Source organism: Knoellia locipacati (genome assembly GCF_007992835.1).
Classification (GTDB): Bacteria; Actinomycetota; Actinomycetes; order Actinomycetales; family Dermatophilaceae; genus Knoellia; species Knoellia locipacati.
Map to the genome: position 1 here is coordinate 116,510 of NZ_BKBA01000012.1, position 14,964 is coordinate 131,473.

Genomic DNA, 14,964 nt, shown 5'->3' on the forward strand with positions numbered 1-14,964 from the left:
CCAGGCAACTGACCTCAGAGGGCGGGGATGCAGCCCGCGCTAGCTTCCGGGGAGAACCCGGAGTCGGTAACTCGACACCTGTAGGGATCGTCGCCGCACCCCTGTGCCTAGGGGGGGGCGGACATGTACCCCGTGAAGTGCCGAAGGAGGTGCGAGACCTCCCCCGAAGAACTGGAGAAAGTCCAGGGTTAGGGCTTCCGCCACCCAGACGCAATGGGTAAGGGCGAGATATGCCCCGAACCCTGGAGCACCCACAAAGACAAGAAGAGCGACGAACTTCAAGAAGGACAGTTGGAGGCAACTGCTTCTAACTGACGGCACAAAGAGGAGATATGGCATGGATGACCAAGAGCTAGAGCAGCTCCTTCGGGGAACTGAGCGGCGTAAGGAAGTCGCTATCCCAAGCCCAGAGCTCGTGGAGTCCTACCTAAAGCCACTGGCGGAGGAGGGCGACGCACTGGCCGCGTACCTTCATAATTCGCTTCAGCACGGTGTTAGCCGTGGGCGGTTCCATGACCTGCTCGGTGCAGCAGAAGTGCTCGGCGTGCCAAAGCACATGATGCAGGCCGCGCTCATCAAGGCGACCGCGGAGGCCCCGAACTGACGGCGATGTTCAGCTCTGAGTCCGCCCCTCGTGGAGCGCGGCAAGGAACTGCTCCTTGGTTCCACCGACCAGAACTGGATGCTCCGTGACTGGCTCAGGGCCGCCGACGCGTTCGAGCTGCAGGAGACGGGACCGCTGGGCCATCACCTTCAGCACCATCTCAGCAGCTTTGAGGTCTCCAGCTGTCGCGGCAGGGTAGAAGGCGCGCTGGAGAGAGTCCAGACGTGCGAGCTCGAGGGTGCGGAGCTCATCGATGGTCTCAGCCTGCTCTTGGGCCAGAGTCTGCTGGACGACGCGGTGCACTGCTCCGCGAGATGAGTACCCCTGCTCGTCAGCGACCTCTTGATACGTCTTCCCTTGCAGAATGCCCTTGACGCACTCCAGACCACGGCGGCGTGCCTGCACCTTCTTCTGACTCTTCGAAGACTTGCGACGGCTTCCGTCATTGCCTGCCCCCTCAGAACCACCATCCGCGTCTTCACTCATGCGTCCATAGTCTCGCGCAGCGCAATAGCGCCGACCTGCGAACAATGCAAATTGCGCCCAATTTTGGTATAATTAAGGGGTGGGATAACCTCGTCAAATTGCAGACAGGAAAACCCTTAAGGCTCTTTCGCTGAGGGAGAGCCCTCGGCCTCGACCACACGGTCGGGGCTTTCTTTCTGTCAAAGAACGGAGTCAGCATGTCCATCCAAAGCGTCACCTCGGTCCAAGGCCGCACGACGTTCGACAACCGTTTCGAGGTTGCGTCCCAAGTCCTGGCCGCCGGGAGGCAAGAGGTGGCCGTTCGGGTGCTCCCGCCACTGTCCGGGCCGCAGCGAGGTCAGGTCGCAGTTCGCGTCGGCAGGGTCTTGGTCTACGTCGCCAACAGGGAGGCGCTCCACTCCTTCCTCGACGCCTGGACCGAGGCAGCCCAGCACGCCGACGAAGCCTTCGGTCCCCTCCCTCCCCAGTAGCACTCCACCACCCCGGGCCCGGTCATTCGACCGGGCCTTCGTCATGTCCAGAAAGGAACACGCATGTCCGCAGGAAGCATCTACCGACGCACCAAAGTTGACGGTTCTCCTGGCCGCTGGCACGCCGTCATCGACCTGCCACCTCGACCCGACGGCCAGCGCAGGCAGAAGACCAGCACCCACGACACCAGACGCCAAGCTCAGGCGTGGCTGGCCAAGACAAGTGAAGAGGTCCGCACCGCAGACCTGCCCGACGACACCATCACGGTTGGCGTCTTCCTCAGTCAGTGGCTCGAGGGGAAGCGAGGCCTGCGCCCCTCGACCAAGGTGGAGTACCAGCGTCACCTCGACCAGGTCTTCATCCCCGAGCTCGGCAGGCTCAAGCTCGTCGACCTTCGCTCCCGACACATCGAAGAGGTCCTCGAACGGCTCCAGAAGGCCCAAGAAGCCCGTCGACAACCGATCTCCGCCCAGACCTTCCGCAGGATCCACGCCACACTCCACAGCGCCCTGTCGACCGCGGAGAAGCGTGGCCTCATCCGACGCAACCCCGCGACCACCGTCGAGCTCCCGAAGCCCGTCAGGTACCGGGCGAAGATCTGGACCCGTGAGGAAGCCGACCGCTTCCTAAGGACCACCAAGAACGACCCGCACGGCCTTCTCTTCCGGCTCATGCTCATCACCGGGATGCGCCGAGGAGAGGCCATCGGCCTGCAGTGGGGTGACGTCAACGCCTCTGACAGCTCGGTCCACATCCAGCGAGCGATCACCCTGGTCGCCGGTGAAGTCCTCATCGGTCTGCCCAAGAGCGAAGCCGGGATCCGGGTCGTCTTCCTCGACGCCACCACCGCCGACCAGCTCTCCAAGCTCCAGCGCCGGGCACTCCTCGAGCATGACTGGACCAGCTCGATGGACTTGGATGACACGTTCATCTTCACCACCACCCGAGGCCCGCTGCACCCCGCCTACGTCAGCCGACGCTTCACCACCTTGTGCAAGCAGGCCGACGTCCCCAAAATCCGGCTGCACGACCTGCGAGGAACCTCAGCCTCCCTCGGTCTCACCGCAGGGGAACCCCTCCTCCAAGTGAGCAGACGGCTCGGGCACTCCTCCATCACCGTCACCGCCGACACCTACAGCCAGGTCATCCCCGAGGTCGCCAAACAGGCCGCCTCAACCCTGTCCGACACCATCACCGGCACCTGAAAGGAGCCACCATGCTCAACTCGCTCCCTCCCCTCCTCACCCGCTGCGTCTGCAGTCTCAAGAAGCTCGCGGCGGCACTGCAGGCCACCGCAACACAGCTCTGGCGAACCCACCTCAAAGCCACCCGAACCTCACCCACCTACGAGATCGCCCTCCTCGCCCTGTTCGACCTCATCCTCGGACACCGGGTCGACCTCCACGACATCGTCATCCGTCTGCTCACCCGCCTCAAGCGGATCACACCCCAACCCGACGACCTCGAAGGCTGGGCGTACTAGAGCCCAGCACCGTCACACCAGCCCCTGCGCCACATGGCCGGGGGCTTTGCCATGCCCCTTCAGGCAACATCACGCACGAGAAAGAGAACGACCCATGTCCAGAGAGACACTCCAGCACCTCAACACACACACCCTCATCGGGATGACCAGCCAGCGCGGCACCGCCTGGCACTACCGCGCCGAAGAGCAAGGCGACGAGACCAACCACTACGACGGACCCATCCCCGTCCAGGACGTCGAACGCCGCCTCTTCCACTGGACCGCCGTCTCACGACGCATCGCCGTCGAGACCCCGTCCGACTTCGAGGGGATGACCCACCTCGACCCGCATGGCTCACCAGTCCAGTGGGCGACGCTCCCCGACCGGCAGGCCATCACACGCTCCGACACCAACGCCGTCCTCGGCCTCTTCGGCACCGGCTACGTCATGCACCAGTACCGCGAGTGGCTGCTGAGCACCGTCGCCAACATCATCGACGACGACCTCGTCATCTCCTCCGCAGGACTTCTACGAGGTGGAGCCATCGCCTGGGTGGAAGTCTCCGTCCCCGAGACCATCACGACACCAATTGGGTACGACTTCCGACCGAACCTGCTAGCCACCACCAGCTTCGACGGATCCATCTCCACCACCTTCAAGCGGACTGTGACCGCGACGGTGTGCGACAACACCCGCGATCTCGCCCTCAGCGAGCAGGGACAGCAGTACAAGGTCAAGCACACCCGGTACTCCGCGGCCAAGATCACCCAAGCCCGAGAAGCCCTCGCCGTCGTGCACACCCTGAGCGACGACTTTTCCCGCGAGCTCGAGATCCTCGCTCACACCACCATCACCGACAGCCACTGGCGGGCCTTCCTCGACCACGCCGTCCCGCTCAACGACGGTAAAGGGCAGGCGCTCGAAGGACGTGCTCGCACGATGGCAAGGCGCAAGCGTGAGGAGCTCGAGAACCTCTACCGCGACGACCATCGAGCAGCCCCATGGACTGGGACCGCCCTTGGTGTCCTTCAGGCCACCAACACGTGGGCGCATCACTTCGCCGCCCACCGAGGTGTATCCCGACCCGAGCGCAACATCTTTCATGCTGTCAGCGGGAACACGTCCATCAGCGACCGAGCTACCACGTCAGCTTTGCTCGACCTGATCGCCGCATAGTTTCTCCGCGTCGGCCGTCCCAACTTCACCCCAACGTAGACGGTTGCGACACTGCCCCCTCCCACACAAGTGGGAGGGGGCTCGTCGTCCTTTTTTGCGTTAAGCAGCCCTCAGCTGCGGCGTCAAGGGACTCTTTGATAGAAGTGCGCCCTTGGTGGGGCAACCCCTAGCGAGCTGCAGACATAGGCAACGACGGCCACTGAACGATGCGGAGACTGCATGCCGAGCCGCAAGTAGAGCACCAGGCATCGGGCGATTCCACTGCCGTGCGAAGGCCGAGACAGCTCAATTCAGCGCGACAAACTCCAAGAAGCTGGCTTGATTCAACTGACTCTGGGTGAAGCTGAGCAGGTCATGTGCGAGTTGCTGTGCCCGGTCCTCCGCGAGAACCGATGGTGTCGCGTCCTTATGGATGGGAAGCCCGACCCGCTCCACAACGGTCTCGCCTGCAGTCGAGAGCACCCCGTCGTGAGCAAGGCCGGGTAGAAGATCCTGCAAAGTCAGCAGAAGTGTCGTGCCATAGCCATGTCCCGGAAGCGCAGCGGCCGCCATCCTCAGAAGTGGGGGGTTGCCTAGGTCGGGCCTGTCGTCGCCGCTCGGGACTGAGAAGCCCGAGGACACCTCTGCTGCAGCGGCCACCGTCCCGTCCTGAAGAACAAGCACAAACACGTGCAGTTCATTCAGCTCGTTCGCCGTTTTGATCAGGGCCCCGTGACCGCTAGGGAAGTCGCCGCACTCAGAGAGATGCATGCCGCCGACCCTACTGTGGGGTCACAGACTCTCCATCGATCGGATCCCGAGCCAACGACCGTGAGAAGAAGGCAACCAGCCGCAACCGTCTCGCCTTAGGCTAAACCCATGGACGAAGACGTGGATCCGGCACGCGTAAAAGAGATCGTCCAAGAACTCCTGAATGATTGGGACGACTTCTGCCGTGATGGCGAGATGAAACTCCGTCCTCGCCGAAGGAAGAGCCGAGAGCAGATTGCGGTCGTTTTGGCGCTCACTGCGCATGTCCACGAGTGCGCCAGGGCACTGCTTCCGTACCTGCCCTTCCAACTGACAGCAGCCCACGCCCCAGTTGCTCGGACCGCACTGGAAACAGCTCTCACCGTCATGTGGATCGACAAGAAGCCTGACGCCGCTGGCGCGTTCACGAACGAGGAACAGCGGCATCGCCGATCTATTGCTACAACCATGCGCGCCCAAGGCCGTCTCGCCGAAGCACAACGTGTCGCACACGTCGGTGATGAGGCGTGGCCGTCCAGTGCTGGGAGCCAGAATGAGGCCCGTCGATTCGAACAACTCACCAAGGAAATTGGTGCCGAGGACGTCTACTTGCTGTATCGGATCCTGTGCGGCCTTACCCATCCATCAGTGAGCTTGACCGACGAATACTTGATAGTTGACGATGCCCCGGTCGGATTTCGGTTCGTCCCCACCCCCCAACCTCTGCAGATGTCAGAATCCCTCACTTGGCTATTGGCCGCCAGCCTCCTTTGGTCATCACGACGCGTCGACTATCTCGAAGGGAGCCCACGACGAAGCGTCCTCCGGCGCTACGGGCAAGAGTTAGGCACCTCACCAGACGCGGGCAGCAAGTGAGGCCTCTTGTTACCGCCGAGTTCGCGCAGCCATCTTTCGCAACCTGCACCAATCGAACAGCCAGTGTGCTCCGGCATTAAGTGCGGGGCCCCGTGGCCGGTTCGAAGGTTGCGCACCGCCAACAAGCGATCGGATCCGGTATCCGATGCTGGCCCCCTGACCAGCAGCGATGCTGGCGATCTCACAGAGATCTAACCATCCAGCGTCCCACGCCCTAGGGACTTGCGTGGTGGCCACCTAGGACCTGGCCCGAGCCGTCGAGCAGATGGACTACACCCCCGACATTCTCCGCAGCCAATCTGAACTGCTTGGAGACCACGGTTGTGGACTTGCCTGGTCGACGACGGGAGTCCCTTCCCCACCTCGGCTGGTAGATGACAGGGACCGTCTGCACTCCGTCCTTCCAAGCCAGGCGAAACTCTCCCTCCGATGTTTCCCAGACAGACAGGTTGGCGCTCACCCGGACAGCCCGGGGGTCAAGAGCTAGGGCACTGGCCCCCTCCGAGTTCACCTCAATGATGGCGACCTCGCGTGCAAGGGGTTTTCGTGGCCTCCAAGTCCGGGTGCGGGTCGGATGCTTGATCATCGACGAGACTTCCTCGGCGATATCTGCCCGGGCCTTGACCCCTTGGTGAATCCAGTCAGGCGAGAAGCGGGACGGAACGCCGCTGGCGCGGGCCAACACTGCGCTCACGAACGAGCACGAAAGTTCACGATGTGCAGGGATCTCCGAGTGCTCGGGGAACAGGATGCTGTAGCCGCCAAGTTCGGCATGGTTCTCCGCGTACTGGTCCACTCGCGGCTCAACTGACAGGTAGTCGTGGACGAGGCGCACCACCACAGCCACCTCCTTCTCGAAAGCGGGGTCTAGTCCGGCATGGTGATTCAGTTGCAGCCAGAGCCTCTCCCGAGACTCGCGCAGCTTCCACCGCACCTGTTCCGGCGTCAGCAGGGCCGCGTCGGCCAGCTCCCCAACGCGGTCCTTCACGTCATCCAAGGCATACAGCTCGTTGCGAACCTCGTCGAGCGCTTCCTGGACCTCGAGTGCAGCGCGAGACTTCCACCTGTCACTCTCTTCCAAGTGCCGCTCGAGATCCCGGAGTTCATCGCCGTCCCCACGATCACCAAGGAACGCGTCACTCACCCTGAAGGCGATGTCCTCATAGCCAGATTGCAGCGCTTGAAGGGCGTTCATCAGGGGCGTACTCGCGCCTACTTCATCGATCCACGCCTGGGTTCTCGCCGCCCGAAATATGGCAAGCGCGTCGTGCTGCGTGAGCGCCTGGACCCCGGCGGTGCCTCGAACGACATACTTCGGTCCGACCCTGTGCGGAGGGCTGGCGGGCCGGACCTCCACCACGAGGATTGGGGTGCTCGTGCCTGTCATCTCCTCGGAGATGGTGACGTGTGGGGGTGGAACCACGGCGTCACGGATCTTCTGTTCCACTCGAAGGCGTAGTTGATCCAGATCCTCCACCCGAGAAGAGTCATCGAGGCAACCGACTGGTTTGCCCCGCGTCACCCCGTTTTCGAGGCGCTCCTCCGCCACGCCGAGCAGGATCGTGTGGACCTCAACTTCGGGGTTCAGGGCAACGTAATTCGCCCCCGCGGCGGCTTGCTCCGCGATGCTGCTCGGCACTTCAGTCTTGAACTCGACATGCGCTTGCTCACCCCCTGCGAGCAGATCCCTCGTGCGCTTCGTCAACGTCTTGAATCGGCGCACCCCTGTTTGATCCACCTCGGGACCGTCCCTTTGCGAGGGAGAACTCGGCAGAGGCGGTGTCACCGTCAACTACTCCGCGAGCTGAGCTTCTAGGGCAGCCGCGACAGTTTCGAACTCGGCGAGTGCTGCTGTCAGGTCCTCCACGATCTCGCGGGCAATGACGTCAGGCGAGGGAAGGTTGTCGAGGTCCTCGAGGGAGTCGTCCTTGAGCCAGGTGATGTCGAGGTTCGCCTTGTCGCGGGCGATGATCTCGTCGTGGGTGAAAGGCTTCCATCGCTCCGACTCGGTCCGCTCACTGCGGGGCATGCCTGGCTTGTAGGCCTGGACGAAATCGTCGAGGTCCGCTCGTCGCAGTGGATTCTGCTTGAGGGTGAAGTGCTTGTTGGTCCGCAGGTCGTAGACCCACAGCTTCTCGGTCCACGGCTGACCGGGACGGGCGACCTTCTTGTCGAAGAACAGAACGTTGGCCTTGACACCCTGGGCATAGAAGATGCCAGTTGGCAGCCGCACCATCGTGTGCAGATCGAAGTCGGTCAGCAGCTTCCGACGGATGACTTCGCCCGCGCCGCCCTCGAACAACACGTTGTCGGGTAGCACGACCGCTGCGCGGCCATTGGTGTCGAGGATCGTCATGATGTGCTGGACGAAGTTGAGCTGCTTGTTGCTCGTCGTCGAAACAAAGTCCTGGCGCTCGATCTCGAGATCTTCACGGACCTCTCGACCGTCCGCACCGACCATCGTGAGCGAGGACTTCCGTCCGAATGGAGGGTTGGACAGCACCACGGACCATCGCTCCCCCGGGTCAGCGATAAGCGAGTCCTTCACCTCGATCAGCGACTCCCCGCTCGACGTTCCTATCCCGTGCAAGAGCAGATTCATCGCGGCGAGGCGGGCCGTGCCGTCGACCAGCTCGACACCGGTGACGAAGTCGTCGCGTAAGTGCTGACGCTCGGTCGGGGTCATCGACGACGCGGTGGACGCCGCGTACTCGTGGGCAACCAGGAGGAAGCCGCCTGTTCCGCAGGCCGGGTCGACGACGGTGTCATCCACAGTGGGGCGGACCACGTCGACAATCCCGTGGATCAGCGCCCTCGGAGTGAAGTACTGCCCCGCGCCCGAGCCCTTGTCGGAGGCCCCCTTGGAAAGGAGCTCCTCGTAGGCGTCGCCCTTGATGTCGGTCCCGGACTCGGACCACTTCTCCTTGTCGATCAGGTCGACGATGAGGCGGCGGAGCTTGGCCGGGTCCTGGATGCGGTTCTGGGCTTTGCGGAAGATCGTACCGATGACCCCCGGCTCCCGAGCCAGCCCCAGAAGGATCTGGGTGTAGACCACCTCGAGGTCGATCCCCGTGGCATCCAGCAGGCGCTGCCAGGAGTACTTCTCCGGGACGATCTCCTCCCGTCCGAAGCCCCCGGGACGGCGGGCACGTTCATCAGCCATTTTGAGGAAGAGCAGATAGGTAAGCTGCTCGGTGTATTCGAGCACACCGACCCCGTCGTCCCTCAGGACGTCGCAGTATGCCCACAGCTTGTCGACCAGTCTTCGGGCGTCGCTCACAGGTTCTCTCTCGGGTGAATGTCGTCAGTCATGGGCACAGGAGGGCGTCACAAGCCCTCGAAGAAGTCCTCGTCCAGCCGGACCAAGGTGGCGACTTGCTCGGTCTGCACCCCGACGCCGTACTGGACAAGGAGCTCAGCGAGACGGATGCCGTCAATGAGCTCGATCCGGGCGTTGATCTTCTCCGCCTCTTGACGGGCACCCGACGTGAACTTCGAAGTCGTGATGAACACCCCCCGGTCCCCCTGCTTACCCAACAGCGCACCCGCGAACGTGTGAATCTTGGGGCGGTCGATGGCCTGATCCACGGCGTACCTTTTCGCCTGGACGTATATGCGGTCTAAGCCCAGAGGGTCTTGGCTGATGATCCCGTCGACTCCCGCGTCCCCGGTGGCGCTGGTGCGCTCGACGGAGCCAGCCTGCCCGTAGCCCATCGCTGCCAGGAGCCGCACCACCAACTCCTCGAAACCGGTAGGCGAGAGCGCGAGAGCAGCCCTGATTACCTCCCCCTCCACCGCTGCCCTGTTCGTCGCCACCGCTCGCTCCACAAGGTCCGTGGGCGTCGCGGTGGGGGCTTCCGTGATACCCGCCGTGGCTACGGCGGCGGCCTTCTCCCGCGTCCTGTCGCGAAACTCCAGGTATGCCGGGTAGCCTTCCAGGGTCTTCATGTCGACGCGATCTGGGTTCGCTGATAGCGCTGCCCGACCCTCGTCGGTGAGAGCGACTAGCCCTCTGCTCGGTCGTGTCGCGAGGCCCGCTTGCGTCAGGTAGGTGAGCGCCCACCCCACCCGGTTGTCGATGGTGCGCTGTCGGCCGCTCGGAAGCAGCTCGGCCCGCTCGGCATCGGTGAGCCCAAATTCGTCGGCCATCGCGTCCTTAACTTCCCGGCTACGACGGACAGCACCATCAGCCAAGGACGCCAGGACAGGTCGCATGAGGGTCTGAAAGTCCGGGATCGTCACTGGGCAAGCTCCTCGTGGACCTCGTCACAGGTGGACCGTCCAGCTAGCGACCCCGAGAAGGCCGCCCGCAGCAGGCTTCGCCTCAGCGCGGCCGACTTGCGCTGCTGAGCCCGCAACGTCGTCAAGAGAACTACCAAAGTCGACTCCACCTCAGCTAACTTGTTGACGATGGACTCCTGTCCTCGGGGGTTCGGGACGGGTATCTGAACGGCTGCGATGGCCGCCTGATCGATCTTGGGCATAGATCCAGCCAGTCCCTTTGCCCGTGCGCGGAGAGACCGATGGGCCCGCTCTGACCGCAGGACAGCGCACATGAACGCGCTCGAGATCACTTCCTCATCGGGGCGAACCCGGATGAGCAGATCGGGAAAAATCGCCCACTCCCGAGGGCCTTCATATCGAGCCGTCGTGCCCACAAGATCGGGGGTGTTAGACCGCTGGACGAGGATGTCGCCAGGCTCCAGCCAAAGGCCACGAGCCATATGGGGAGAGGTCGTCGTCAACTTGGTGTTCACGTCGGTGAACTCGTTCCGAGTCACAGCGGTGAGGGTCAGAGCGCGGATTCCGGCACTGCCCTTGGTGACAGCACGATCTGAGCGGCCGTTCCGCATCGGCTCTCGAAGGAGAGACCCAAGTTCTCGCGTGGAGTAGCCAGGGCTCCAGATCAGCTCGTCCGCCATCGAGGCAGCCCAGCCGTTCATACGTTTAATGTTCTGCACAAGGTACCGATCTCCGGCATCGAGACGAGAGAGGTGATCTTCGAGGGTGTCGACGATCCGCCTCTGCTCTCGCAAGTGGGGAATCGGCACTGGCATGCCCCGCATGGAGGCCTGGGTCAACTTCAGTCGCGTAGTCCCGTTTGCATACCCGCGGTAGTCAAAGACATCCAAGTAGTAGCGGAGGAACTTGCGATCCAGACCATCGCGAGGCCGCAGCACGTGAGCGTGGTTGTTGACCCACGAGGGCCCATCGACCAGGTACGCCTTGGACTTGTAGGGGTCGAGGAACGGCGCACCGTCCTCCCCCAGCAGTACGAGGGGCTCATCGAAGATCGCTCGATCGATGGTTCCCGCCTGACCGGTGGCCCCGTAGTAGGGGATTTCCCCACCCCGGACCGCTCGATCGCTCGCCTTGACAGGTATCCGACGTGCGTCCAGAACGTCCACAACTTCGGCTAAAGATCTCGTCTCCCAAGAGCTCGGAAATGTCACGCCGTGAGCTCCGCGTTGAGGGCTACCAGCAAGGCAGGAGCCCGGTCGTTGCCGAGGTCCCGGAGCGCCCCGTCTATGCCGCCCTTCTCAGTGAAGGGTGCTTGGTCAAGGTCGTTCGGTTGGATGCCCGCAGAGGTCGCGATGACGTCGACCATTCGGTCCAACCACCACCTCTCCAAGGCCGAGAACTTGCTCCCGGCCTGCTCCTGTTGGGCCAGCCACCCGACGTACCGCTCACTGACGCGGTCGGCGTAGGGAACCAGCTCGTTGTCGACCCCGACGCTATATCGGAGCAAGGACACCAAGTCGGTCAGGGTGTGCCGGTCGCTGTGACGGACCTTCCCGATGTGAACAGCCTCGTAGGCACTCCACAGCAGGTCCGGGGTCCAGTTGTGCGGTGGCCTGCCTATCCGGTCGGCGAGCTGCTTAATGTCGGCGAAAGCGATGCGCCGCTCCTTGGCCGTCTGGAGGAGCTGGATAGCGGTGATCTCGTCGCGGTGCTGGACCAGGTAGGCCTCCCAAGACTCGACGAGGGAGCGGGCCCGGTCGGGGTCCACTACGCCGTAGGCGTCGATGAGCCTGTCCCCGTTGACGTCGTCGATGACCCGATCGTGCGCAGCTCGGAGTTCGATGATCCGCTGACGTAGAGCCGGGTTGGCGGCAATGGGTTCTACGGCACGGTCGAGTAGGTCTTGGACGGCCGGGGGACTTTCGTCACTGTCTGCGATTGTGTGAGCCTGGGTGTCGGGGTCAACGGCGTCCACGAGGGCGCGGACGATGTCCCTAACGGGGGCACCGGCGACGACGTCGAGTTCCTCTCGTTCAGCGGGGGTGAGGTCGAGTTCCAGCTTGGCGAGGCGGGAGGCCAGGGTTGCAGTCTCGTCCTCGGTGAGCTCGAGGGCGGCAGCCTTGTCGAGTAGCCGCTTGAGGGAGACGCTCTTGACTCGGTTCAGCGGCGGGTCGACGAACTCGTGCTCCGTGACCCCGACTGCGTCCACGATGACAAACCGCGTCTTGGTTGGGGCGTCGGGCGTGACCGCCTGGAAGTCCGCAGGGGCGATGGTGCGGGCTCCGCGGCCCTTCATCTGCTCGAAGTACTGGGCGGAGCGCACGTCGCGCATGAAGAAGACGCACTCCAACGGCTTCACGTCGGTTCCAGTGGCGATCATGTCTACCGTCACCGCAATTCGCAGTGTGGGGCTGGTGCGGAACTTTTGAAGCTGGCCCTTGGCGTCGTTGGCGGAGTAGGTGATCTTGGCGGCGAAGTCGTTGCCCTTGCCGAATACCTCTCGCACTGTGCCGACGATCTCCTCGGCATGGGCGTCGTCCTTGGCGAAGATCAAGGTCTTAGGCACCTCGGATCGGCCCGGGAAGATCTCCGTGTACAGCCGGTCGCGGAACGTCTCCAAGACCAAGCGGATCTGATTCTTGGCAGTCACTGCACGGTCGAGCTGCTTGTGCGTGTACTCGAAGTCCTCCTCGAGGGCCTCGAGGCGCTGAACCCTGGTGCGACGGTCGACCTTGGGGACCACGGTGTTGGCTTCGATCTGGCCCCCCTTCTCGGAGATCTCGGTGCGGATCCTGTAGATGTCGAAGTCGACGTTGACCCGGTCTGCAACCGACTGCGGGTAGGTGTACTCCGAGACCAAGTTCTGGCGGAAGAACGCGAACGTCTGCTTGCCTGGCGTGGCGGTCAGGCCAACGACGTGGGCGTCGAAGTACTCCAAGACGCCACGCCACACCCCGTAGATGGAGCGGTGGGCCTCGTCGACGATGACCAAGTCGAACGCCTCCGGTGGCAGCTCCTGGGCGTAGGACACGGTCACGGGGGCGTCGGGGACGAAGTCGTCCACGCCGGGGTCGTCGACGTCAGCGACCTGCTCGCCTTGCAGCACCTTGTAGACCCGCTGGATGGTCGAGATGACCACACTGCTCGACCCGAGCATGCCCGCTGAGGTCAGCTTGTTGACGGGGTAGAGCTCGGTAAAGCGTCGTCCGTCCCCGGGGGTTCGAAAGTTTTGGAACTCAGCCAGAGTCTGGTCGGCCAAGTTGTTGCGGTCGACCAGGAAGAGCACTCGCTGGAACCCGCCGTAGGTCAAAAGCCGGTAGGCAGCAGTCACTGCCGTGTAGGTCTTACCCGCTCCCGTGGCCATCTGTACCAGCGACCGATCGTGGCGCTGCTCGACCAAGGACTGCTCGATGCCTTCGATGGCGGTGATCTGAGCGGGACGTAGGGCGATGGTCTCTAGCGCCGGGAGGTCGCGCACCTTGGCACGCCAGGTGGGACGGTCGGGCTCGGTCTCGGCGTCCCGGATGACCTTGGCAAGGCTCTCAGGTCTTGGGATGCAGAAAAGTCGCCTCGCCCGCGCATCTGGGTCGTAGCCATTCGTGAAATGGGTTTCCGACCCGTTGGCTTCGACGATGAAGGGCAGTCGCCCCTCTATCGTGACGGCTCGCCTGGCGATCGCCTCCGGGAGGCCATCGGCATACATCGCCGACTGCCACTCCACCCCGCTCAGCGTGGTCCCTTGCGGCTTGGCCTCGATCACCCCGACGGCGCGACGGTTGACGTACAGGAGGTAGTCCGCCCGCCCATGTCCCGGCTTCATCACTACTTCCCGAACGGCCACGCCCGGGCCCGCGAAGAGGTTTAGGTCTTTCCGGTCTTGGACGTGCCATCCAGCATCAGTCAACTGCCGATCGATGAGCGCACGAGCGCGTAGCTCGGCCGGAAGCGCATTTTGAGCCACCTCATCCCCCATACGCGCACCTTAGCGATGGACATCCATGATCGCGGGACCTTCGGCGGCCCATCATCGGCCGTGTACCGAAACGGAGGACGCTCACGTCTTGACGCCCTGATGCTGAGTTGAGGATCTCGCCTTACAGGGTGAAAGGGGACCCGCCCCGACTACGGTGACATCTGAGCGTCCTGCTCTATTTCACCGTACTTAGCCAACTCATGAAGGTGGGGAATGATGCGGAAAGCGACGTTAGCGGTCTCCATGCTGGCCCTGACGACGGGTTGCGGTGCATCGGGTGAAGCGCCCAGCGCGACGGTCACGAAAACGGTAACGGCGTCTGCCACTGCGTCGATCCCACCAACAGAGAGCTTGGAATCTCCAACAGCGGAGCCCGAAGAGTCTGAACCAGCAGAGCCGAGGAATCCGGTTCCCATTCTGAAACGCGTCCGCGGATGTGTGGCGGAGGCGGCCACCGAAGTTGGTGAAACCGATCTGAACGGGAATCGATACGCTTCATGCAGCTTCTTCGATAACTCAGGTACCGCCGGAACCAACGTCACGGTGCGCACGTATCCGGGCGACCCGAAGGTGTGGGACACGATGCCCGAGAACCTCCGCTCGGATGACTCCCACAAGGTGATCATCGGCGAGGACTTTCTGGCCTCAATCACTGGCGACTGGAACTCCTACTCGAAGCACATCAACCCATCCACCATCGCAAAGCAGGTCGGCGGCAAGTTGATTCCTCCCAAGTGACCCAGTGCTGGAGTCGCGTGCGCTCGTGCCAGTCGACCGCGACGACGTCATCGCGAGACCCGTTCGGCTGAGCCGTTGTCGGGTCGGACTCCTTCCAGTGGGGATCTCTCGTCCCCAAAGGTCGGGTGCCAACCTAACCGTCAGCAGTCCCGTCGGTCCACGGGAGCGCATGAACCCCCCCCCCCCCCCCCCCCCCCCCCCCCCCC

Annotated in this window: 13 protein-coding genes; 6 read left to right on the forward strand and 7 right to left on the reverse strand. The window is 63.2% G+C overall.

All coding sequences use genetic code 11. From position 1 onward, the window contains the following. Positions 1-337: 337 nt before the first annotated feature. Positions 338-604, forward strand: a complete 267-nt coding sequence (locus KLO01_RS15820) for a hypothetical protein (RefSeq protein WP_147066921.1) — start codon at positions 338-340, stop codon at positions 602-604. A 9-nt stretch (positions 605-613) separates the two neighbouring features. Here the strand turns inward: KLO01_RS15820 and KLO01_RS15825 are convergent, their stop codons facing one another. After that, positions 614-1,090, reverse strand: coding sequence for a hypothetical protein (locus KLO01_RS15825; RefSeq protein ID WP_147066923.1), 477 nt, complete (start codon positions 1,088-1,090; stop codon positions 614-616). A 533-nt stretch (positions 1,091-1,623) separates the two neighbouring features. On the opposite strand from KLO01_RS15825, the gene KLO01_RS15830 reads away from it, so the two are divergent. The 3 genes from KLO01_RS15830 (at position 1,624) to KLO01_RS15840 (ending at position 4,200) form a co-directional block, all read left to right on the forward strand. Beyond that, on the forward strand, positions 1,624-2,766 hold the full coding sequence (locus KLO01_RS15830; RefSeq protein WP_147066925.1) for a tyrosine-type recombinase/integrase: 1,143 nt from the start codon (positions 1,624-1,626) through the stop codon (positions 2,764-2,766). An 11-nt stretch (positions 2,767-2,777) separates the two neighbouring features. Continuing rightward, the gene (locus tag KLO01_RS15835) at positions 2,778-3,044 is read left to right on the forward strand and encodes a hypothetical protein (protein WP_147066927.1); all 267 of its coding nucleotides are present in this window, start codon (positions 2,778-2,780) and stop codon (positions 3,042-3,044) included. A 142-nt stretch (positions 3,045-3,186) separates the two neighbouring features. Then, on the forward strand, positions 3,187-4,200 hold the full coding sequence (locus KLO01_RS15840) for a DUF932 domain-containing protein (RefSeq protein WP_222612003.1): 1,014 nt from the start codon (positions 3,187-3,189) through the stop codon (positions 4,198-4,200). Positions 4,201-4,485: 285 nt separating this feature from the next. On the opposite strand, the gene KLO01_RS15845 is transcribed toward KLO01_RS15840, so the two are convergent. After that, positions 4,486-4,950 carry a hypothetical protein gene (locus KLO01_RS15845; RefSeq protein ID WP_147066931.1) on the reverse strand — a complete coding sequence of 155 codons (465 nt, stop codon included), beginning with the start codon at positions 4,948-4,950 and terminating at the stop codon, positions 4,486-4,488. Positions 4,951-5,058: 108 nt separating this feature from the next. On the opposite strand from KLO01_RS15845, the gene KLO01_RS15850 reads away from it, so the two are divergent. Next, positions 5,059-5,805: a DUF5677 domain-containing protein gene (locus KLO01_RS15850; protein ID WP_147066933.1), complete on the forward strand. Its 747-nt coding sequence runs from the start codon at positions 5,059-5,061 to the stop codon at positions 5,803-5,805. A gap of 214 nt (positions 5,806-6,019) precedes the next feature. Here the strand turns inward: KLO01_RS15850 and KLO01_RS15855 are convergent, their stop codons facing one another. The 5 genes from KLO01_RS15855 to KLO01_RS15875 form a co-directional block, all read right to left on the reverse strand. Next, on the reverse strand, positions 6,020-7,528 hold the full coding sequence (locus KLO01_RS15855) for an AlbA family DNA-binding domain-containing protein (protein WP_147066935.1): 1,509 nt from the start codon (positions 7,526-7,528) through the stop codon (positions 6,020-6,022). A 69-nt stretch (positions 7,529-7,597) separates the two neighbouring features. Further along, a complete protein-coding gene (locus KLO01_RS15860; protein ID WP_147066937.1) occupies positions 7,598-9,085 on the reverse strand; it encodes a type I restriction-modification system subunit M in 1,488 nt (495 codons plus the stop codon). Between the two features lie 47 nt (positions 9,086-9,132). Then, a complete protein-coding gene (locus KLO01_RS15865; RefSeq protein WP_147066939.1) occupies positions 9,133-10,047 on the reverse strand; it encodes a restriction endonuclease in 915 nt (304 codons plus the stop codon). Further along, on the reverse strand, positions 10,044-11,258 hold the full coding sequence (locus tag KLO01_RS15870) for a restriction endonuclease subunit S (protein WP_147066941.1): 1,215 nt from the start codon (positions 11,256-11,258) through the stop codon (positions 10,044-10,046). Before KLO01_RS15870 ends, KLO01_RS15865 begins: the two co-directional genes overlap by 4 nt. Then, the gene (locus KLO01_RS15875; protein WP_147066943.1) at positions 11,255-14,020 is read right to left on the reverse strand and encodes a type I restriction endonuclease subunit R; all 2,766 of its coding nucleotides are present in this window, start codon (positions 14,018-14,020) and stop codon (positions 11,255-11,257) included. Before KLO01_RS15875 ends, KLO01_RS15870 begins: the two co-directional genes overlap by 4 nt. A 243-nt stretch (positions 14,021-14,263) precedes the next feature. On the opposite strand from KLO01_RS15875, the gene KLO01_RS15880 reads away from it, so the two are divergent. Further along, a complete protein-coding gene (locus tag KLO01_RS15880) occupies positions 14,264-14,758 on the forward strand; it encodes a hypothetical protein (RefSeq protein WP_147066946.1) in 495 nt (164 codons plus the stop codon). Positions 14,759-14,964: the final 206 nt, after the last annotated feature.